19 protein-coding genes and 1 riboswitch are annotated in these 21,853 nt (G+C 45.2%); of the genes, 10 read left to right on the forward strand and 9 right to left on the reverse strand.

All coding sequences use genetic code 11. The features are described from left to right. Positions 1-142 precede the first annotated feature (142 nt). A complete protein-coding gene (gene dnaJ / locus AB4180_RS10915) occupies positions 143-1,288 on the forward strand; it encodes a molecular chaperone DnaJ (protein WP_102250029.1) in 1,146 nt (381 codons plus the stop codon). A 216-nt stretch (positions 1,289-1,504) separates the two neighbouring features. On the opposite strand, the gene AB4180_RS10920 is transcribed toward dnaJ, so the two are convergent. Beyond that, entirely contained in the window at positions 1,505-1,987 is a 483-nt protein-coding gene (locus tag AB4180_RS10920; RefSeq protein WP_009848333.1) for a type IV pilin protein, read from the reverse strand. Positions 1,988-2,038: 51 nt separating this feature from the next. Between AB4180_RS10920 and AB4180_RS10925 the strand changes: the two genes are divergently transcribed. The 7 genes from AB4180_RS10925 (at position 2,039) to tadA (ending at position 8,999) form a co-directional block, all read left to right on the forward strand. Further along, positions 2,039-2,545, forward strand: coding sequence for a GspH/FimT family pseudopilin (locus AB4180_RS10925; RefSeq protein ID WP_017098042.1), 507 nt, complete (start codon positions 2,039-2,041; stop codon positions 2,543-2,545). After that, on the forward strand, positions 2,526-3,158 hold the full coding sequence (locus AB4180_RS10930) for a PilW family protein (RefSeq protein ID WP_012603338.1): 633 nt from the start codon (positions 2,526-2,528) through the stop codon (positions 3,156-3,158). The genes AB4180_RS10925 and AB4180_RS10930 overlap by 20 nt, the downstream gene beginning before the upstream one ends. Continuing rightward, the gene (locus AB4180_RS10935) at positions 3,155-4,465 is read left to right on the forward strand and encodes a hypothetical protein (RefSeq protein ID WP_102250030.1); all 1,311 of its coding nucleotides are present in this window, start codon (positions 3,155-3,157) and stop codon (positions 4,463-4,465) included. The genes AB4180_RS10930 and AB4180_RS10935 overlap by 4 nt, the downstream gene beginning before the upstream one ends. Beyond that, positions 4,455-4,904, forward strand: a complete 450-nt coding sequence (locus AB4180_RS10940) for a prepilin-type N-terminal cleavage/methylation domain-containing protein (protein ID WP_102250031.1) — start codon at positions 4,455-4,457, stop codon at positions 4,902-4,904. The genes AB4180_RS10935 and AB4180_RS10940 overlap by 11 nt, the downstream gene beginning before the upstream one ends. 297 nt (positions 4,905-5,201) lie before the next feature. Next, on the forward strand, positions 5,202-6,764 hold the full coding sequence (locus tag AB4180_RS10945) for an AbgT family transporter (RefSeq protein ID WP_012603342.1): 1,563 nt from the start codon (positions 5,202-5,204) through the stop codon (positions 6,762-6,764). 230 nt (positions 6,765-6,994) lie between these two features. Next, on the forward strand, positions 6,995-8,284 hold the full coding sequence (locus AB4180_RS10950) for a hemolysin family protein (RefSeq protein WP_009848339.1): 1,290 nt from the start codon (positions 6,995-6,997) through the stop codon (positions 8,282-8,284). Positions 8,285-8,360: 76 nt separating this feature from the next. Then, entirely contained in the window at positions 8,361-8,999 is a 639-nt protein-coding gene (gene tadA, locus AB4180_RS10955) for a tRNA adenosine(34) deaminase TadA (RefSeq protein WP_009848340.1), read from the forward strand. Positions 9,000-9,060: 61 nt separating this feature from the next. Here tadA and AB4180_RS10960 read toward each other — a convergent pair whose 3' ends face one another. Both AB4180_RS10960 and mltF read right to left on the reverse strand, forming a co-directional pair. Continuing rightward, positions 9,061-9,195 (reverse strand): hypothetical protein, encoded by a 135-nt coding sequence (locus AB4180_RS10960; protein WP_009848341.1) that lies wholly within the window; start codon positions 9,193-9,195, stop codon positions 9,061-9,063. A gap of 292 nt (positions 9,196-9,487) precedes the next feature. Next, positions 9,488-11,056, reverse strand: a complete 1,569-nt coding sequence (gene mltF / locus AB4180_RS10965; RefSeq protein ID WP_041472746.1) for a membrane-bound lytic murein transglycosylase MltF — start codon at positions 11,054-11,056, stop codon at positions 9,488-9,490. 329 nt (positions 11,057-11,385) lie between these two features. Here mltF and purL point away from each other — a divergent pair, with 329 nt between their 5' ends. Then, the gene (gene purL / locus AB4180_RS10970; RefSeq protein ID WP_102250032.1) at positions 11,386-15,282 is read left to right on the forward strand and encodes a phosphoribosylformylglycinamidine synthase; all 3,897 of its coding nucleotides are present in this window, start codon (positions 11,386-11,388) and stop codon (positions 15,280-15,282) included. 252 nt (positions 15,283-15,534) lie between these two features. Then, a complete protein-coding gene (locus AB4180_RS10975; protein ID WP_041472747.1) occupies positions 15,535-16,068 on the forward strand; it encodes a DUF3332 domain-containing protein in 534 nt (177 codons plus the stop codon). Positions 16,069-16,166: 98 nt separating this feature from the next. Here the strand turns inward: AB4180_RS10975 and dapD are convergent, their stop codons facing one another. The 6 genes from dapD to AB4180_RS11005 all read right to left on the reverse strand — a co-directional run bounded on the left by dapD (position 16,167) and on the right by AB4180_RS11005 (position 21,750). Next, positions 16,167-17,198, reverse strand: a complete 1,032-nt coding sequence (gene dapD, locus AB4180_RS10980; RefSeq protein WP_009848346.1) for a 2,3,4,5-tetrahydropyridine-2,6-dicarboxylate N-succinyltransferase — start codon at positions 17,196-17,198, stop codon at positions 16,167-16,169. Positions 17,199-17,462: 264 nt separating this feature from the next. After that, a complete protein-coding gene (locus tag AB4180_RS10985) occupies positions 17,463-18,104 on the reverse strand; it encodes a MarC family protein (RefSeq protein ID WP_009848347.1) in 642 nt (213 codons plus the stop codon). 229 nt (positions 18,105-18,333) lie between these two features. Then, positions 18,334-19,323 carry a GGGtGRT protein gene (locus tag AB4180_RS10990; RefSeq protein WP_102250033.1) on the reverse strand — a complete coding sequence of 330 codons (990 nt, stop codon included), beginning with the start codon at positions 19,321-19,323 and terminating at the stop codon, positions 18,334-18,336. A 23-nt stretch (positions 19,324-19,346) separates the two neighbouring features. Continuing rightward, complete coding sequence (locus AB4180_RS10995) at positions 19,347-20,039, reverse strand: iron-sulfur cluster assembly scaffold protein (RefSeq protein ID WP_102250034.1); 693 nt, start codon at positions 20,037-20,039, stop codon at positions 19,347-19,349. Between the two features lie 194 nt (positions 20,040-20,233). After that, positions 20,234-20,317, reverse strand: a riboswitch (Fluoride riboswitch). 153 nt (positions 20,318-20,470) lie between these two features. After that, entirely contained in the window at positions 20,471-20,764 is a 294-nt protein-coding gene (locus tag AB4180_RS11000) for a YebG family protein (protein ID WP_004735185.1), read from the reverse strand. Between the two features lie 89 nt (positions 20,765-20,853). Next, the gene (locus AB4180_RS11005; RefSeq protein WP_004735186.1) at positions 20,854-21,750 is read right to left on the reverse strand and encodes a LysR family transcriptional regulator; all 897 of its coding nucleotides are present in this window, start codon (positions 21,748-21,750) and stop codon (positions 20,854-20,856) included. Between the last annotated feature and the right edge of the window lie 103 nt (positions 21,751-21,853).

Below are 21,853 nucleotides of genomic sequence, written 5' to 3' on the forward strand. Positions count from 1 at the left end.
CGCCCGTAAATTTGTATTTAGACTTGTCGATCTAGATAATAGCTTTATTCGGCGTTTCAGCCGGCAGAACTTTTATCTAGATTGATACACAGACTGCTGAAGTGAACATTCGGCAGTAGCAATTATTTTGGTGACCTAGAACATGTCAAAACGTGATTTTTACGAAGTATTAGGCGTAAGCCGCGATGCATCAGAGCGCGATATTAAAAAAGCGTACAAACGCTTAGCGATGAAATTCCACCCAGACCGTAACCAGGGTGATGACAGCGCAGCAGACAAATTTAAAGAAGTAAAAGTAGCGTACGAGATCCTAACCGATGCTCAAAAGAAAGCAGCTTACGACCAATACGGCCACGCAGCTTTTGAACAAGGTGGCATGGGTGGCGGCGGTTACGGCGGCGGTGGCCAAGGTGACTTCGGCGATATCTTCGGTGACGTATTTGGCGATATCTTCGGCGGCGGTCGTCGTGGCGGCGGTCAAGCGCGTGCTCAACGTGGTTCTGATTTGCGTTACAACATGGAGCTTTCTCTAGAAGAAGCCGTTCGTGGTGTATCTAAAGAGATTGAAGTACCAACACTTGTTGAATGTGACATTTGTGATGGTAGCGGCGCGAAAGCGGGTTCTTCTGCACAAACGTGTGGTACTTGTCATGGCCACGGCCAGGTACAAATGCGCCAAGGTTTCTTTGCGGTTCAACAGACTTGTCCTACTTGTAACGGTAAAGGCAAGATCATCAAAGACCCATGTAACTCATGTCATGGTCAAGGTCGCAAACAGAAGACGAAAACGCTTAACGTTAAGATCCCAGCAGGTGTTGATACTGGTGATCGCATTCGTCTATCTGGCGAAGGCGAAGCAGGAGAGCACGGCGCTCCAGCTGGCGACTTGTACGTACAAGTACACGTAAAAGAGCACAACATCTTTGAGCGTGACGGCAACAACCTTTACTGTGAAGTGCCAGTTAGCTTCACAATGGCAGCGCTAGGCGGTGAAGTTGAAGTTCCTACATTAGATGGCCGTGTAAACCTTAAAGTACCTGAAGAGACACAAACGGGCCGTATGTTCCGTATGCGTGGCAAAGGTGTGAAAGGCGTTCGTGGCGGCGGTGTGGGTGACCTAATCGTTAAGCTAGTGGTTGAAACACCGGTTAAGCTAAGCTCTCGTCAAAAAGAACTACTGCGTGAATTTGAAGAAACATGTTGTGGTGAAGCTGCAAGCAAGCACAAGCCAAAATCTGAAGGTTTCTTCAGCGGCGTGAAAAACTTCTTTGATGACCTAACTAAGTAATCAACTGATTAGATAAATAGGTTATTGACACGTTAAGTTGTTGATCTTTAAATTATTGATACTTCAATTTAATGATAAAAGTAGAAAAGCCTGCTCATGTAGCAGGTTTTTTTGTGTCTATAGATTTGTGTTTTTTGATTGGTATAAAAGAAGCTCATAGCAAAAATAATCGAAATTTTTCAGATCACCCCCTAGAGGCTTTAGTGTCTCCTCTTGTTACTTCCAACACGCTTGAGGCTCTGAAACACCTGAGTGATGTAACTCCAGAATATCAGTCGGTGAGTCTAAGCAGTCATCATTTGTCTGTGGTGCGTGTGGTTCAGCTTGAATGGAGTATGAGGTACTGCTAGCCGAAATTGTTAGTGTATACCTGCTTGTATCGGTATCGCAAAACGAGCACGTCCCTCCAGAAACTATGTTTCCAGCAGCCGTGGCATAATTTCCGGCGTAAGCACTCTCAAGTTCAAGTTGAATTTTTGCCATATCTCCTATCGCTGTCATCCGATGCGATTTTAAAACATGGCTTGTGTAGCTTGGATAAGCTATTGCACTGAGTACTCCTACAATGGCAACAGCGATCAATAATTCGATCAGTGTCATTCCTTTCATACTTAAATTGTTGTTGTTACATCTTTTTATTCGAATCTTCACGAGTAGTTTCCTTTCATAACCCTGTCCATTTTTCTCGGGTGGTAGCATCGGTGCAAGATTAAATATGCTTACGCACCTGATTACATAGGAATTTGGGAAATGACTCGCGGGTTTACTTTATTAGAGCTGTTAATAACGGTGTCGATACTGTCGATATTGGTAGCGACGGCTGCTCCGAGTTTTAGTTCAGTCACCCAAACAGTCAAGATACAGCGCCTTGCTGGGGAGTTGAATGGTTTCTTAGTACAGGCAAAGTCTGAGTCTGTGAAAAGAAATCAAAAACTCTGGGTACATTTCTCGACGGCTAAAAATGAAGAGCAATCTACGGGGGAGTGGACAGTATGGTTGAAGCCTACGGAAGATCTGTCTGGTGATACATTGCTGATGTTGTCGGGAGAACCGTTTCGAGATTTATCGTTTTCTCATAACTATACAGGCTCAAAAATCAGCTTTGAAAGTGTAAGAGGAAGGCCTGCCAGAGGTACGATTTACTTGGCTCCTAAAAGAGCTTCAACCGACCGGCTTTTGATTAAACTATCTAGCCCTCCGGGGCGAATTAAAGTGTGCGGCGAATCAGGCGCTCAGTATGGTTACTATGCTTGCTAAGGCCCGCAGCAGAAGCTTGCGAAAGCAAAAGGGCGCATCTCTCATTGAACTGATGGTCACCTCCGTTATTGGTGTATTCGCGATTGCTATTATCGGCAGCGTATTTATGACGGGGCACAGAATAGCCAAAGACAAAGGCATTGAGCTATTGCTGCTGCAAAACCTTACGAGCACGATGCAGGTAATGAAAGAAGATATTCAACGAGCAGGCTACGATGGTTCAAATGGAGAGTCCCTGAAGCTATTAAATGCCGTTAATACGATTCATGTTAGCGGTGGTGTTGAGGTGGGGTTCGTCTATTTGAAAGAGGGATCAACTGACGGAAAAAATTACAGGAATATCGTGTATAAAAAGGAGGGGACTCGATTGAAAGTTTGTGAAAAGGGCGTTCTTACTCCAGGGAACATTTTAGCCCATGATCAAGTTACCTCATGCTACTCACTTTTCGACGATAGCATTATTTCCGTCGACGATTTATCAATATCCTCACAAGTGTTGAGCAAAAATGGGGTGAGCACTACGCTCACTGATTTGAATATTGTTGCGTCAATTCCGAGTGCTGGGATCTCTAAAGGCGTCGCTATAACCGTTAAGCAAAGGAATTGGCAATGACCTCGGTAAAGCAGCAAGCTGGAGTGGCTACGTTGTTAATCACATCTGTTTTAGTGTTGAGTGCTTTAATTGTTACTTTGGGCACCTATCGCAGCGTTTTTCATCAAATTAAGGTCGCGCAGAATGAAGTTCAAGTCCGCAAAGCTCATTGGAACGCCGAGGCTGGGTTGGAGTGTGGTTTTACCTATATAGCTGAAAATGATCTCACGGCAATTCCCAATGATTTAATGAATCACTGTCAGCAGTCGAAAGTCCTTACGTTGAAATCAGATAACCTAACACCGAATATATTGGTGTCGAGTGCTCACTATTTATCTCTGAACAAAGAGATAAGTTTTAACAATTCGTCGGGGCTAGGGGCGATGCAAACCAATTCGAGTTTGGAGTTTATTTCTGATCACAATATCGATATTACCCCAGATATTAGTCTTACTGCGGTCGGTGGTATTAACGAATGTGTGTCTGTTCGGTTCTTAGATAGTGTGATCTATAAAAACCAAGGCGGCGGGCGTCTGAAGACAATCACACCTACGGGCGGTCTCCCTCCTTTTCCTACCTTTGAGTCTTGCCAACCGACAACCGATATTAACCGCAATGCAACCATTGATTCAGTTGGGTCATTGCCTTCAAATGCTTTTCAATCAGATTTCAAATTTGACCCAGCCATCGATACTTTCTCTAATTACTTTGGGGTATCTAAAACGCCAGAAAATATTGACCAGATTAAGCGTGATTATCATGTGATTGACCTCATTGACAGGACTGTATCTCCCCCCAAGCACATTGATTTATTCAACGGGAAGTATCAAGGTAATAAGTGTAGCCAAGCGATTAATAACGCCTTTACTAGTGGCAAAGATAAGGTGTGGGTGATCGGTGATTGCGTGGTCTATCACCCACCAATTAATGTGGTAGAACCTATCCCCGGTGTTATTACTCCACGTTCATTAGTGATTCAAGATGGCATCGTTGCGAACGGTAATGCAAGTGTGTTTGATGGTTCCTTTTATCACCTAAATGATATGAGCATATACGACGAACCAGCCTCCCCTGATGTTGATACGGACCTATTGAGCGGCTTATGGGCCAAAGTTCCAAATACGATACCTATCGCCGGCTTAGTGCAGAACAATTCGGTTTATATTGGATTTGCTTCTTTTTTTCCCAAGGGAGGGATGTTCTTTGATTCAGTTGGCGGGTTATCGACAATTCAAGGTTCGATTAACTTAGATTACACAGGTGAATACAACCCCCATAGTGTTCCTTTGAAAGCCAAATGGAAAAAGGGATCATGGAATGACTTATAAACATTCCGGTTTTAGCTTGATAGAGGTCCTGATCTCTTTTCTATTGATCGGTATCGCTTCGCTAGGGTTGGTTAAGCTACAGGTCTATGCAGAACAAAAATCGGATTACGCGTTGCACAGTGTAGAAGCGCTTCATTTTGCTGAAAGGCAGATGGAGTATTATCGAACTCGTGTATCGGATGTGGGGGGAGCTGTAGGGTTAATCCTTTTTACGGATCTCAATCAAGCGGACTACTGTCGCAATGCGACAAGTTCGGATCCTTTATCTGGTTTGTCGGGCTCTGGGTATACGATGAGCTGTGAGGTGACAAATGCCAGTGGTGCCTTGTCTCACGCTTTGAAAAACATTACGGTGACTGTTGCATGGCGAGATCGCATGAACCGTGCGCAAAGCATTCACCTCGAAACTATGCTCTCCAAATACAGTGAGTTTGATTGATCTATTAAGCAAACGTTTACTGCATGCCAAGCCCTACGCTTCTCCTTTACTGATAGTTTTCACTCCTCGGACATTGTTTACGTGCCAGTTAAAACTCTGTATATGGAATGGTGTTTTTTGTGTTTTTATATTGTTGCTGTTGTACAGTATTTTTGCAAAATATGTCTCCATTTATGGAAAATGATGTGGAACCTTGTGCTTTTTAACAGCGACTTTAATAGAATATGTGCTGTACCAATAGGCCATGGTCAAAACTTATATTAGGCCTAAACAAACAACATCACATATGGAGTTACAATGAGTAACCAAGCCGTAAAAAAAGCACCATCGACTGAGAAGATCAGTGGTATGGACCGCTTTCTAAACTTCATTGAACGCGCCGGCAACAAAATTCCAGATCCAGCAATTCTGTTCTTCTGGGCTCTAGTTATTGTATGGGTAGCATCTGCACTTTTATCGAATCTTTCATTCGACTTAATCAACCCTCAAACGGGTGCTGCTCTTGAAGTAAACAACCTACTTACTGGTGAAGCGCTTGCTAGCTTCCTAGCGAATATGGTTACCACGTTCACAGGCTTCGCACCGCTAGGCATCGTACTTGTTGCTATGCTAGGTGTTGGCGTTGCTGACTCTTCAGGCTTCATTACGACTGGCCTTAAGAAGATGCTTAACTTCACGCCAGCTAAGTTGCTAACGCCAATGCTAATTCTTGTTGCTATCGTGTCTCACACAGCAGCAGATGCAGGTTACGTTCTAGTAATCCCTCTTGGCGGTATCATCTTCCACGCAGCGGGTCGTCACCCTCTAGCGGGTATTGCAGCAGCGTTTGCTGGTGTATCAGGTGGTTTCTCAGCGAACTTCATTCCTTCAGGTATTGATCCGCTACTAGCAGGTTTCACTCAAACAGCGGCAAACGTTCTTGACCCTGCATACGTGATCAACCCTCTAGCGAACATCTTCTTTACTGGTTTGTCTTCAATTCTAATTGTGGCAATTGGTTGGTACGTTACAGAGAAAATCATCGAGCCTCGTCTTGCCAATACGCCTGTCGATGAAGATGCAGAACAAGCACCTGATCTAGGTACGTTTACAGCCATTGAATCTAAAGCATTCAAATTCGCTGGTTGGGCAATGGTTGCCGGTATTGGTCTGCTTATCGCGGCTCTAATGCCTGAAAACTCAGCACTTCGTTCACCAGAAGGCGAACTAACGGCGTTCTCAGCACCAGTAATGAAGTCTATCGTTCCTCTGATCTTCATCCTGTTTATTATTCCGGGTATCGTCTACGGCCGTGTAGCGGGTACCTTCAAGAATAGTAATGATGTTATCAAAGCAATGTCTGAGACGATGGCAACGATGGGCGCATACATTGTAATGTCGTTCTTCTGTGCTCAGTTCCTATCAGCATTTGCTCAATCAAACATCGGTACTATGCTGGCGCTTTACGGTGCTGAAGGCTTGAAAGCAATGGATCTTCCTGGTGAAGCAACGGTTGTTGGTATGATTCTACTAACGGCTTCAGTTAACCTTCTTGTAGGTTCAGCTTCAGCTAAGTGGGCTCTTATTGGTCCTATCTTAGTTCCTATGTTAATGGTTGTGGGTATCTCTCCTGAGCTATCTCAAGCGGCTTACCGTGTAGGCGATTCAGTGTCTAACATCATCTCTCCACTGATGGTGTTCTTCCCACTGGTTGTTGTTTACTGTCAACGTTACGTTAAGTCGACAGGTATCGGTACTCTAGCTTCTCTAATGATGCCATTCTCGATTGCTATGCTAATCGGTTGGTCTATCTTCTTGCTAGGTTACTGGGCTCTTGGTATCCCGCTAGGTATCCAAGCTCCTTACACTTACACAATGTAAGATTGAACTAAGCAAAATTAAGCTTTATTCATTGCTAAGCCCGCACCGAAATGTGCGGGCTTTTTTTTGCTATTTTTTTCTGTTTTTTTATCCAAGATTTTTATAGCCAAGACTTTTTATATCCCAAACTTTCTATATCCAAAACTTTTTATATTCAAAATAAAGGCACTCAGCTTATACTCCGGATTACGGCTAATTGTTGGCCGGTAAATTTAGGAAATCCAAGCCACATGAAGATTCTGCTTTTAGTAGGGTTAATTGTTTTAAATGGTCTGTTTGCCATGTCAGAGATTGCACTGGTAGCAGCAAAGAATAGTCGGCTGAAACGCTTAGCCGAAAAACATCGCTCCGCTCAGGTTGCTCTTGAGCTCAAAGAAAATCCAACCCGCTTCCTTTCAACCATTCAAATCGGTATTACGGTAATCGGCCTACTCAGCGGTATTGTGGGTGAGGCGACGCTTTCTGCTCCACTGGCCGTTCAACTTGAACTGTGGGGACTCGATCCAACACAAGCGAATATCCTGTCTACCACGGTAGTCGTTGTGGGTATTACTTACTTCGCGATTGTTGTAGGTGAGCTAGTGCCAAAACGTTTTGCTCAATCTCAAGCTGAAAACATTGCTGTGCTAGTCGCGCTGCCTATCTTCTGGTTATCTAAAATTGCGACGCCGTTTGTGTTTGCGTTGTCTGCTTCTACGGAAGGTATTCTCAAGTTAATGGGACGTGGTGGCGAAGAAGACAGTGTGACGGAAGATGATATTCATGCACTCGTGAAAGAAGGCTCGGAATCTGGTGTGATTGAACGTGGCGAGCAAGAGATGATTCGCAATATCTTACAGCTTGATGACCGTTTGGTGAGCTCGTTGATGACGCCACGTCGAGACGTCGACTTTCTGGATATTAGCCAACCGGTTGAGCAGATATTTAAAAAGCTGCGCAGTTCAAAGCATAGTGTGTTTCCATTGTGCCAAGACCACCTCAATAAAGTGGTCGGTACGGTGTCAGCCAAAGCCTTATTGAATCAGGCGGGCAATTTAAACATTCAAGTGATCATGGGGCTATCTCGCTCTCCGATCTATGTTCCTGAATCGATGAAGGCTTTACGTCTACTTGGCTATTTTAAAGAGTCGGGTACAGAGATGGCATTCATTGTTGATGAATATGGCGATGTTCAAGGCCTTGTGACTCATTACGATATTCTTGAAGCGATTGCCGGTGAGCTATCCAATAACCCCAATGACCTATGGACAGAGCAAGTGGAAGATGGATTGCTGGTGGATGGATTGATTCCTATCAGTGAACTGAAAAACCGCTTAGAGCTGTCGGATTTTGAGGGTGAAAGCGAGAGCTTCCAAACGTTGAATGGCCTAGTGACTTGGTTAATAGGGCGCTTACCTGATGCCGGTGAAGTTGTTCAATACCAGCAGTGGCAGTTTGAAGTTATCTCTGTTGAGAACAATCGAATTGTGAGTATCAAAGCGACGCAAATAGCCGATGACATAGAAGGCGCCAATAGCTAGCGATCCGCCTAATCAGTAAGCGGCGATTGTTCATTGCCTCTTATCTCTTTATTGTTCATTATCACGAAGATTAGGTATGCTTCACCGCATACCTATTTTCGTTTTTATCCTTTGTTTTCTGGAGCTCCCTTTGTTAGACCATCAATTCAGCCCTCAAGATGAAATCTTCATGCGACGCGCCATCGAGGTCGCTAAGCAAGCAGAAAAAGAGGGAGAGGTTCCCGTTGGTGCTGTTCTAGTGAAAGATGGGGAGGTTATCTCTGAAGGATGGAACCGCTCGATTGGCTGCCACGATGCAACCGCACATGCAGAAATCGAAACCTTGCGTAAAGCAGGTCAAGCCTTGGAAAACTATCGCTTACTTGATACCACCTTGTATGTCACCTTAGAACCTTGCCCAATGTGCGCGGGTGCCTTATTACACAGCCGAGTAAAGCGCATTGTGTTTGGTGCTCCAGACTTAAAAGCGGGTGCGGCGGGTACGGTATTGAATCTCTTTGAAAGCCAAGCCTCATACCACTATGCCGATGTTGAGCATGGTTTGTTAGAGGAAGAGTGTCGTGAACAATTACAGGCGTTTTTTAAGCGCCGTAGAAAAGAGATCAAAGAGAAGCGAAAGCTTGAGCGTTTGCAGGAAGAGCAGCGTTTAGAATCTGACAAGGCAAGTAATAAGAATAAGGTCAGTAACAAGAACAAGGTCTGTAACAAAAAATAGCAGCGATCTTTCGGCACTCTCAATCATAAGAGTGCCAAGCAAACTTAGTTGGTCATTACTTTTACTCAGTAATCATCTGCATGAAAGCACGGTTGCGCCAAATGATCTTCTTCTTATTATTTGAAAGCATACGCTTACGACGGTTGGCAGCAACGGTCTTATCAAGGCGTTTCGATTTCAGTTTGTTCTTCATCATTTCAACGATTTCCTATTTGTCGTCTGGCTTTGTAAGTATGACTTCAGTTTTAATTATAGTGGTTATTTGCTTATAAGCTTTGCCACGAACTTAGCGTTGGCTTTCTGAACCACTATCGTGATGGCTAAGAGCTGAATGCAACAGAGCATTATGTCGCTTATGGTGTGACGTTATAAAGTTCGATTGTTACTGCAATATGACACTCTGGATATCGCAGGCGTTTTGTTTGTTTTGGTCATTTATCGTGATGCAATAAAAAAGAGCAATGCTAAATGGCATTGCTCTTTTTCTTTTATTTGGAAGACTCAGCGTCGTTCACTGCGGATTCAGTTTCACTGATTGTTGATTCAGCATCTGATACCTCTAGAGGTGGGATAACGACCAAACCTTCAAGGCTCGCTTCTTCCTCTTTATTACGCTTATTTACATGGCCAATAATGCTCTGATAATAACGGCGAATGTTCTCAACGTAATTCCTTGCTTCATCACCACGCGCATACCCGTAACGAGTTTTGCTGTAGTACTTCTTCTGTCTTAGCAGAGGAAGCCTGTCTTTCACATCACCCCAAGCATCAGGATCACCGCCTTGTGCTTTGGTTAAGCGACGAGCATCCATCATGTGCCCGTAACCTACGTTATATGAGGCAAGCGCAAACCAGATCTTCTCGTGTTGGGTGATTGAATCTGGTACTCGATTCACGATACGACGCAGGTATTCAACACCGCCTTGTACCGACTGTTTCGGATCGAGACGATTGGTTACACCAACGCTCTTCGCGGTTGGTAGCGTCAACATCATCATGCCTCGAACACCGGTTGGAGAGCGTGCGACAGGATTCCAGTGTGACTCTTGGTATGCTAAAGCGGCAATCAAGCGCCAGTCAAATTCTTGAGAATATTTCTGAAATAGCGGCGACCATTTTGGCAGCTTGCTATCCAATGCGCGGATAAATGCACGAGTATCAACGTAATCAAAAGTGCCGATATGGCCGATGTATTTTTCTTCCAGTGAAGCCAGTTCACCAGACTGTTTTAGGTTACCAAAGAACTCAATCAGTAATGCATAAAGGCTTTCATCTTCAGACTTCTGTAAATACCAAGAGATAGGTTGGTCTTCTGTCAGCTCAAATGCCAAAGCGACGTCTGGGTACAAACGCTGTGCGAGTGACAACTCAATCGAGTCTGCTACCGTAAACAAGCGTTCACCAGTCGACACTTCTTTTAGCAGGTCATTGATGTCAGCATTACCTATTGCATCGTAGATAAAGTCATCGTGCTTGTTCTGGATCTGTTTTAGCGTTGGCTCAAAATGTGAGTCCTTCACTACCACCAAAGATGGCGTCAATGTTTCGGTAGATGCCGGCTCTTCTGATTCAGTTTGTGCTTTTACGAAATCAGCCTGACGCTTATTCTCGAACTTGATCAGTTGTTGAAGGTTTCTTGGGCGCCACTGTCCTTTTTTATACACCACTTGCTGGCTTACATAGTAATAGGCGGGCGCGGCGCGATAAGCGCGTGTCAGGTTATTGTTTTGCGTTAACCCTGTCGCGATAAGATCGATCTCGCCTTTCTTTAAGGCTGGAAAGAGGCCGGATAAACGGTAAGCGGGTTTAATCTCAAGCTGTACACCAAGTTCCTGCGCAAATTCACGAGCTAACTCGTAATCCAAACCAGCAGGGCCATCGGGACCAATGTAATAAGAGAGTTGGTTATTTAGGGTGCCGACGCGAAGAACGCCTCGCTCTCGTATCTGCTCAAGGACACTTTTAGGTTCTGACTCAATCTGGCATCCAGCCAACCCTACTAGGGCAATGGCAAGCAGAAGGAACTTAGACGAAAAGATGAGCGTAAATTTAGGCATCAAAATGAAATCTCGAAAAGTGGAAGCCCCTTTATACCAAACCCCGCAAGGCTGGCAAAGCAGGTTTATTTAAACAGTTGTAAAAGTGCTGATAAATGCAGCAAAAGTACCATTTATGCATAAAGATAAAAAAAATAACGCAAACGGTTGCTTTTGGTGTTACGTCACAAAAAGAAATGCTTTATAATGCGCTCGCATTGAAGAGGTGGAATCGGCATAGGTTTGGCAACCTTCGGGAATAGCTTCGAAGAAAACAGTTAGGTTGTTCCTATAACCCACTGAATTTATTCCAATACTACCTTAATCAACTGCATAAGAGACCTAAGCACATGAGAATTTTGCGTGGCTCCCCAGCTCTATCTGAGTTTCGTGTTAACAAGCTTTTAGAGCTTTGTCGTGAATTAAGCTTACCTGTAACAGGTATTTACGCTGAGTTTGCCCACTTTGCTGATCTAACGGCAGACCTAGATGAGTCTGAAGTTGAGAAGCTAGAAAAGCTACTGACTTACGGTCCAACGATTGAAGAGCATGAACCTGAAGGTTTACTGCTGCTTGCAACGCCACGCCCGGGCACTATCTCGCCTTGGTCTTCAAAATCAACAGATATCGCACACAACTGTGGACTGGCTAAAGTGTCACGTCTAGAGCGCGGTACTGCTTTCTACATTGAAACCTCTGCTGAACTTTCTGAGCTTCAACTTGTTGAGCTGAAAGCAATCCTGCACGACCGTATGATGGAAGTGGTTTTCACTGACTTCGAATCAGCGGCGGCACTATTTACCGTGGCTGAGCCTGCTCCTTATGCGGAAGTTGACCTATTAACTGGCGGACGTAAAGCGCTTGAAAAAGCAAACGTTACCCTAGGTCTTGCACTTGCAGAAGATGAGATCGATTACCTTCTTGAAAGCTTCACCGAGAAGCTAGGTCGTAACCCGACTGACATCGAACTAATGATGTTTGCACAAGCGAACTCAGAGCACTGTCGTCACAAGATCTTTAACGCTGATTGGACTATCGATGGCGTTAAGCAAGAAAAATCATTGTTCAAGATGATTAAGAACACCTTTGAAACGACACCAGAGCACGTTCTGTCTGCTTATAAAGATAACGCAGCGGTAATGACAGGTTCTGAAGTGGGTCGTTTCTTCCCAGATCCAGAAACTCGCCAGTACAACTACCACCAAGAAAAAACACATATCTTGATGAAAGTTGAAACGCACAACCACCCAACGGCAATCTCTCCATGGCCGGGTGCATCAACAGGTTCAGGCGGTGAAATCCGCGATGAAGGCGCAACTGGTATTGGCGGTAAGCCAAAAGCGGGCCTGGTTGCTTTCTCTGTATCTAACCTTAAGATCCCGAACTTCGTTCAACCTTGGGAAACTGACTTTGGTAAGCCAAGCCGTATCGTTACTGCTCTGGATATCATGCTTGAAGGTCCTCTTGGTGGCGCAGCATTCAACAACGAATTTGGTCGTCCAAACCTGTTAGGTTACTTCCGTACTTACGAAGAGAAAGTAAACTCTCACGCAGGTGAAGAAGTACGTGGTTACCACAAACCAATCATGCTGGCTGGTGGTCTTGGTAACATTCGTGATGATCACGTTCAGAAGAAAGAGATCCCAGTAGGTGCAAGCCTGATCGTTCTTGGTGGTCCTGCGATGAACATCGGCCTTGGTGGCGGTGCTGCATCTTCAATGGATTCTGGTTCTTCTTCTGAAGACTTAGATTTTGCTTCTGTACAACGTGAAAACCCAGAGATGGAGCGTCGTTGTCAGGAAGTTATCGACCGTTGTTGGCAGCTTGGTGATGCGAACCCGATCGCATTCATCCACGATGTAGGCGCGGGCGGTATCTCTAATGCACTTCCTGAGCTAGTCGACGATGGCGAGCGTGGCGGTATCTTTAACCTACGTGACGTGCCAAATGATGAGCCGGGCATGAGCCCACTTGAGATCTGGTGTAACGAATCTCAAGAGCGTTATGTAATGGCGGTTGCTGATAAAGACATGGCAACGTTCGATGCGATTTGTAAGCGTGAACGTGCACCGTACGCAGTGGTTGGTAAAGCAACTGAAGAACGTGATCTTAAATTAGAAGATTCACACTTCGACAACACGCCAATCGATATGCCAATGGACATCCTATTAGGTAAAACGCCTAAGATGCACCGTGACGCGAAAACGCTAAAAGCAAACAACCCAGCGATTGACCGTTCTGGTATCGAACTAAACGAAGCGGTTGACCGTATTCTTCGCCTACCAACAGTGGCAGAGAAAACATTCCTTATCACTATCGGTGACCGCTCGGTAACCGGCCTTGTGGCTCGTGACCAAATGGTTGGCCCATGGCAGGTTCCTGTAGCAAACTGCGCAGTAACAGCAGCAAGCTACGACTCTTACCATGGTGAGGCTATGTCTCTTGGTGAGCGTACGCCAGTAGCTCTTCTAGACTTTGGCGCGTCAGCTCGTCTAGCGGTTGGTGAAGCAATCACTAACATCGCAGCGACGAACATCGGCGATATCAAACACATTAAATTGTCAGCTAACTGGATGTCTCCAGCTGGTCACCCAGGTGAAGATGCAGGTCTTTACGAAGCGGTTAAAGCCGTGGGTGAAGAGCTATGTCCGGCACTGGGTCTAACTATCCCTGTGGGTAAAGACTCAATGTCGATGAAGACTAAGTGGGAAGAGAATGGCGAGCAGAAAGAAGTAACGTCTCCGCTATCTCTTGTTATCACTGCGTTTGCGCGTGTTGAAGATGTTCGTAAGACGATTACGCCTCAGCTTCGCACTGACAAAGGTGATACTTCACTAGTTCTTATCGACCTAGGTAACGGCAAAAACCGTCTAGGTGCAACGGCACTGGCGCAAGTTTACAAGCAGCTTGGTGACAAGCCAGCAGACGTAGACAACGCAGCGCAACTAAAAGGTTTCTACGAAGGTGTTCAAGCTCTTGTGGCTAACGACCAAGTTGTGGCTTACCACGATAAAGGCGACGGTGGTCTATTCGTAACTCTTGCTGAAATGGCATTCGCAGGTCACTGTGGTGTTAATGCAAACATTGAAGCTTTAGGCGAAGACACACTAGCAGCACTCTTCAATGAAGAGTTAGGTGCGGTAATCCAAGTTCGCAACGACGACCTAGACGCTGTTCTTTCTACTCTTGCAGCAAACGGTCTAGAAGCGTGTTCACACGTAATTGGTTCTGTTGAGGCATCTGATGAGCTAGTGATTAAGTCTGGTGAGTCGGTTGTGATTGAGCGTAACCGTACTGAACTACGTACTATTTGGGCTGAAACTACGCACAAGATGCAAGGTCTACGTGATAACCCAATCTGTGCAGACCAAGAGCACGAAGCGAAGAAAGACAACTCAGACCCAGGTCTGAACGTGAAACTAAGCTTCGACGTAAATGAAGACATTGCTGCTCCTTACATCAACACGGGCGCTAAGCCTAAAATGGCGATTCTACGTGAGCAGGGTGTTAACTCTCACGTTGAAATGGCAGCCGCATTTGACCGTGCAGGCTTCGAAGCAACTGATATTCACATGAGCGACATCCTAACGGGTCAAGCGGTACTAGAAGAGTACAACGGCCTTGTGGCTTGTGGTGGCTTCTCTTACGGTGATGTACTAGGCGCTGGTGAAGGTTGGGCTAAGTCGGTTCTGTTTAACGACTCTACTCGTGACCAGTTTGAAAACTTCTTCAAGCGTGAAGATACCTTCTCTCTAGGTGTGTGTAACGGTTGTCAGATGCTGTCTAACCTGCGCGAGCTAATCCCTGGTGCTGAGTACTGGCCACGTTTCGTTCGCAACGAATCTGAGCGTTTTGAAGCACGTTTCAGCCTAGTCGAAGTTCAGAAGTCAGATTCTGTATTCTTCAATGGCATGGAAGGCTCTCGTATGCCAATCGCTGTTTCTCACGGTGAAGGCCGCGTAGAAGTACGTGACAACGACCACCTAAACGCGATTGAAAATTCAGGTACGGTTGCTCTACGTTACGTTGATAACAACGGTAACCAAACGCAGCAATACCCGAATAACCCGAACGGTTCGCCAAACGCTATCACAGGTCTAACGACTACTGATGGTCGCGTAACTATTATGATGCCTCACCCAGAGCGTGTATTCCGTACGGTTGCTAACTCTTGGTCTCCAGAAGGTTGGGGCGAGAATGGCGCTTGGATGCGTATGTTCCAAAACGCACGTAAGAATGTGGGTTAATCTGGTTCACAAAACCGAATAGTTTTAAAAACTAATAAAAGCGCAGACTGAAAGGTCTGCGCTTTTTTATTGGCAACTCTTTAGGAACCAGAGCGAAACAATTAACGTTTGCAGTTTGCTGTTCTAAAAAACTCCACTACGCTAAATGTTATGGAATCAATTTGTTAGGCCATGAATTTCTGTACGTGAACAGGAAGACTGCTGTTTGGCTATGCAAAAACCGAATCAATCATCGTGGCATAAGAGGGATCTATGAAAACAACAATCACAAAAGCAGTTGCAGTGGCAGCGATTGTCATGTCGTTAGCTGGGTGTGTCGGTAGTAATGCCGTTACTGGGAAATTAATGAAGTTCAACGTTGAGGTTGTAGATAACCGTTACGCTCGTGCTGGGGTCAACTTCTTGCTTGCTCCCGTTTACGCTTTAACATTCGCAGCCGATTACATCGTGTTTAACTCGATCGAATTCTGGGCGGGGAAAAACCCACTCACAGGCGCGCCTCATATCTTCGATAGTAAAGTCGATACCATGATTGATGTGAACGACAGCCTAGACGATTCACTAAAAGAAGCCCCACTTGGCTTTAATAATCGTCAGATCGAATGGGGTGAGATGAAACAAATCGATGAGAATACGATTCGTATGGACATCACCTACAATGATGGTCAGAAAGCCGTTTTGACGGGGGTTCGTGATGGCGACAAGGTCAGTTACTACATGGATGGTACGTTAGTATCAGAAACCTCTATTCAAGCGCTTGAGCAGTTAGCTGCCGAGAAAGTGTAACGCTTTCCGTTTTATATAGATAAAAGAAAAGCCGCTGGATTTAACCCCAGCGGCTTCGTGTTTTTTAGTATCTAGTAATTTAGCATCTAAAGCTTAGATTAGTTGTTGCTGTGTAGCTCGCTGTTCAGTTCAACAGCTGACTTGTTCGCTAGACATTCGATTTGACCAGTGATCGAGTTGCGACGGAACAGAAGATCAGAAACGCCAGCAAGGTCACGAGCTTTAATGATTTCTACTTCGTTGCCTTCTTTGTCTAACATGCGAACCTTAGTACCCGCAGTCACGTAAAGACCAGACTCAACCGTACAACGATCGCCCATTGGGAAGCCAAGACCCGCATTTGCGCCTAGTAGGCAGTTTTCGCCGATAGAGATAACCATAGTACCGCCACCCGACAGAGTACCCATGATAGAAGCGCCGCCGCCGATGTCTGAACCGTTACCCACAACAACACCCGCAGAGATACGACCTTCAACCATGCTTACGCCAGTAGTACCCGCATTGAAGTTGATGAAACCTTCGTGCATTACTGTTGTGCCTTCGCCTACGTGTGCGCCAAGACGAACACGAGAAGTGTCAGCAATACGAATACCTGTTGGTACCACGTAATCTACCATTTTAGGGAACTTGTCTACGCAATCTACAGACAGAGCGCGACCCGCTAGGCGAGCTTCGATTTGACGCTCAGCCAGCTCAGGAAGATCGATAGGGCCTTCGTTAGTCCATGCGATGTTGTGCAGTAGACCGAAGATACCGTCTAGTACCGTACCGTGTGGTTGAACTAGGCGGTTAGAGATCAGTTGCAGCTTAAGGAAGCCTTCAGCAACTGATGCTGGCTTCTCGTCAGTCGCAAGAACAACAAGAACAAGAGGTTGCTCAGATGCTGCTGCTTTTTCTGCGAAAGATGCGTTTGCTGCATCGTCGTTTGCTGCGAATGCTTTCGCTAGTTCAGCGCTTTGTGCAGCAGAGATTTCGATAGCTTGGTTGCCTTCAGTGTAACCTGCAACTTCACCAACAGCCGCAACAAGAGCGTCGCTTGGGTTTAGAAGTGGGTTAGGGAAGAACGCTTCAATGATTTTATTGTCGCGGTTTTTGGTTGCCGTACCGAAGGCTAGTGAAAAGTAAGCCATGTTGAATCTCCATGTGTTGAGTCTTGATTTTGCTATTTCATAACAGCGGCTCGAATAACAAGTGCTGCCGTTAGCAAAGTTAATTTAATTGCGTTCATCATAAAGAGAGCGCCCTCGTTATGAAAGGGCGCATCGGGATAAAGTCTGTAAAATGATATTGCTTGTCTTTCTGGAGATAGTTTTCTGCAATGAGAAAATGATGCAATTCAACAAAATTTGATATCAAAGTTAGATAACCAACGTTCTTTAAATGAACAACACTCTTTAGATAAATAGCGCTTTATAAGCCTGCTCAATCCCTTCAATCAACATCTGCATACCGATAACGGCGAGTATTAAACCCATCATTCGGGTTATCACGTTCAATGCACTTGGTCCGACAGCTTTAACAAATCGCTCGCCGAATACAAATAAGACATAGGTTAGGGTACATAGTAGGCCGAAAGCGACGATGGTTATGATGGTTTCATAGACCCCCTCGGTACTGGCAAAGTTCATCGCAGTGGCAATGGTGCCGGGGCCAGCGAGAATTGGCATTGCAAGTGGTGAGACGGCGATACTTAGAGCTGCGTCTTTCTGGGCGTCTGAGTTCACTTTCTCTTTTGCTTTGGCGTGTGTTGAATCGCCTTGCAGCATGTGGAAGCCAATCAAAAAGACCAAAATGCCGCCTGTGATTCGAAGTGCGTAAAGTGTGATACCAAATAGGTCAAAGATCAGTTTGCCAGAGAGTGCAAAAGTACTGACGATGATGAATGCGATAAACACTGAACGGAAAGCGATAGATTTAACGGTTTCCCTGTCATTGTCACCGGTTAATCCAAGAAAAATTGGCGTATTAGCTATTGGGTTCATGATGGCAAAAAAGCCCATGAACACGGTAATGGTATGAATGATGAGCTCTTTCATATTATTCCTTTGAAAAGATGCAGTTAAATACAAATAGTTTGTGTATTTAATCTTAGATACAAATAATTATTAGAAATAGATAGTAGAGCAAGTGTGAATAAAAAACAGCCAGCATAAGGCTGGCTGTTTGGTTTTAGTGATAGGTGTAGAGTTTTGGTCGTCTGTTATTGCTTGTTTCTCAGTTAACTGACTCTATTCTATGGATAGATCGTGGCGCTCAACGTTGTCGTTATGCGTTTTGAGATTCGCTTACTGCTACAGCCAATGCAACCGTCGCACCGACCATTGGATTGTTACCCATACCGATGAAGCCCATCATTGCAACGTGAGCCGGAACAGAAGAGCTACCTGCGAACTGAGCATCAGCGTGCATTCTACCCATAGTATCTGTCATGCCGTAAGACGCAGGGCCTGCTGCCACGTTATCTGGGTGCAATGTTCTACCTGTACCGCCGCCTGAAGCAACTGAGAAGTAAGGCAAACCTTGGCGAGTACGTTCTGCTTTGTAGATACCTGCTACAGGGTGTTGGAAGCGCGTTGGGTTCGTTGAGTTACCCGTAATACTTACATCCACTTCTTCTCGGTGCATGATTGCCACACCTTCACGTACATCATCAGCGCCGTAACACAAGATCTCTCCGCGAGGGCCTTGTGAGAAGCGGCGACGTTCGGTTTCAAGAAGCTCACCTGTTTGGTAATCGTATTGAGTGCGCACGTAAGTGAAGCCGTTGATACGAGAGATGAGATAAGCCGCATCTTTACCTAGACCATTTAAGATCACTTTCAATGGGTTTTGACGTGATTTGTTGACGTTGAGTGCGATTTTAATCGCACCTTCTGCAGCAGCAAAAGATTCATGGCCCGCAAGGAAAGCAAAGCAGTGACTCTCTTCATTGAGAAGACGTGCAGCCAATGCACCGTGGCCAATACCGACCTGGCGTTGCTCAGCAACACTGCCGGGTTTGGTGAATGCTTGAAGGCCTTCACCAATGATATTCGCTGCTTGTTCTGCGCTGGTGGCTTTGCGAAATAGCGCCAGTGCTGAACCAAGGATATAAGCATCGGCAGCGCTTTCAAAAGCGATAGGCTGGGTGTCCATCACCAAGGCTTTTGGATCAACGTTGTGGGCTTTGCAGTATTGGTTCGCTTGCTCTAAAGAGTCGAAGTTCATTTCTGCCAATACGCGAGTTACCGATTCATTAAATTGAGTGTTCATCATATCTTTCCTCTAAATTGGCAAAATTAGTGTTGGCGTGGGTTAATGGTGGTTACAGCTTCATCGAAGCGACCGTAGGTTCCCATAGCAAGGTCTGCTGCTTCATTGGCTGACACGCCTTGGTTAATCGCCTTCATCATTTTGCCGAGGTTGAGATATTCGTAGCCAATCACTTCGCTATGGTCATCAAGTGCAAGCTTGGTCACGTAGCCTTCTGCAAGCTCTAGGTAACGAACGCCTTTCGCTGAAGTTGAATAGCTGGTGCCTACTTGGCTACGTTGTGTTTGACCTAAGTCTTCCAATGCTGCGCCAATTTCTAGGCCGCCTTCAGAGAATGCGGATTGAGTTCGACCGTAAACGAATTGCAGAAAGATTTCACGCATCGCTACGTTGATTGCATCACACACCAAGTCAGTATTCAGAGCTTCAAGAATGGTTCTTCCTGTGAGGATTTCGGCTGCCATCGCGGCTGCTTGAGTCATGCCTGAACAACCAATCGTTTCGATTAGCGCTTCTTCGATGATGCCGTTTTTTACGTTCAGCGTTAGTTTTGCTGCACCTTGTTGTGGTGCACAAGTGCCTACGCCATGGCTTAAACCAGAAATAGCGATGACATCTTTTGGGCTAACCATGGCGCCTTCAACTGGAATTGGCGCTGAAGTGTGAAGATCACCCCTTTGAATAGGGCACATTGATTGAATTTCTGAAGAGTAGTGCATAATGTTTTCTCACTGATAGAGCCATTTAAGACCTAGGGCGTTGAGAAAACAGGACGTGTTGGAAGAGGTGCGGCTAATTCACTACAGATCTTGAGTATCGATCATCCAAAGGTGTCATGAAGCTCGGTCTTAATAGACTAAGTCCATTCCAAAATGGAGGAGTAGCGATACATCCAACAGTATTACCTGTTTTCGATTCTGTAGGAGTCATTAGCACGGTTCAAAAGAACGGGCGGTTGAAGCAAAAGCTTAGGTGGAACCCCATCACCTGATGGCTATAGATTAGATCTTAATCACACTTTTGTGCAAGCGAATGTTTAGAGCGATTTCGACTATAAACAGAGTTCATTATATTTCGATAAGTATAAAAAAACGCCAATAACGAGCTCTGATTAGAGACATTATTGACGTTTTTAGAAAACTTCAGCTAATTAAGCGGCATCTTCTTCTGCGTCTTCAACAGCTTCAAGCTTCTTTTCTTTTTTCGGAGCTGGTTTACGCTTAGCACCTAATGCGTAAAGAACTTCTTCTTTGTTCTTCGCTAGGTACATAGCAAGCTCTTCTTGTTTGCCTTCATCTTCAACTAAATCGCTTTTGCTTAATAGTTCAAAAAGCTCATCAGCCATATCCAGCATTTTGTCGTATGCGTCAGCTTCGGCTTTAGAGGTAAAAGTCATTTTCTCTTCTCCGTTGCGTTCGACCACGTACTTGACGATAACAGCCATGGTTAATCCTCTAAGTTTGATAAAATTTTACTGGCTTTTTATACAGTTTCTGATGTTAAAAGTCCAGTTGGAGCCCTAACAATGCGGCCTCAATCTTGATGTGTAGCCCAGTCTTCACAATAACTCATGAAAGATTTCAGCAGCGGGCTCTGGTATTTGTCTTTGTGTACCAGCATCCAGAAACGTCGTTTCATGTCGAGTGGGACATCGAGTGCTTTCACTCGGCCTGAGTCAATTGCTCGTTGCGCCGCCAGTCGTGATAAACACGCGAATCCAAGATTGGCAGAAACTGAATTGATGATCGCCTCGGTGGTGTTGAGTTCAAAGGATTCATACCAGTGTTCGATACGCGGTGCGACGGCACGAAGGAAAAACTCGCGAGTCCCTGAGCCTGATTCACGTAGAATCCAGTGACTATCTTCTAAATCGCTTAAAGTCACTTTTTCTTTTGAAACGAGAGGATGTTGATTACTAACAATAATACACATTTCATCGCTGCTAAACTGACTCGAAATGAGTTCAGGGTGTAATGTTTTTCCTTCAATTAGCGCGATATCAAGTTCATAATCCACCAACTTTTGGCAGATCAGCGCACTGTTTGAAATGAACAAGCTTTGATCCTGATGTTGAGTTCGTTCACGAAAGCCAGACAGAATAAACGGTGCGACCTGATTACCAATTGTGTCACTCGCACCGACCTTTAGATTGCCACTTAAAGGCTGGTCGTCACGGAACAAAACATCAATACCAGCAGCACGATGTAATATCTCATCCGCCAAAGGAAGAAGCTTTTGTCCTTCTTGATTGAGAATTAATCGGTTATTAACCCGGTCAAATAGAGAGTGACCGAGTTGTTTCTCCATTTCGCCTAGCGCCATGCTGACAGCGGCCTTAGACAGAAATAGCGCTTCTGATGCGGCGGTAAGCGTCGAATGCTGGGTAATAGTGACGAACACTTTGAGTTGTTTGATTGAAATATTAGCCATCAGGTTCCTAGTTTTGCGCTGCTGGTGGAAAGATGTCGTTCAGTATTAATGAACGCTTGTTATATATAATTGGATATTGTTTAACGAAGCGCAAGCGTATTAT

This window comes from Vibrio sp. 10N.286.49.C3 (genome assembly GCF_041469545.1).
Taxonomy (GTDB): domain Bacteria; phylum Pseudomonadota; class Gammaproteobacteria; order Enterobacterales; family Vibrionaceae; genus Vibrio; species Vibrio tasmaniensis_A.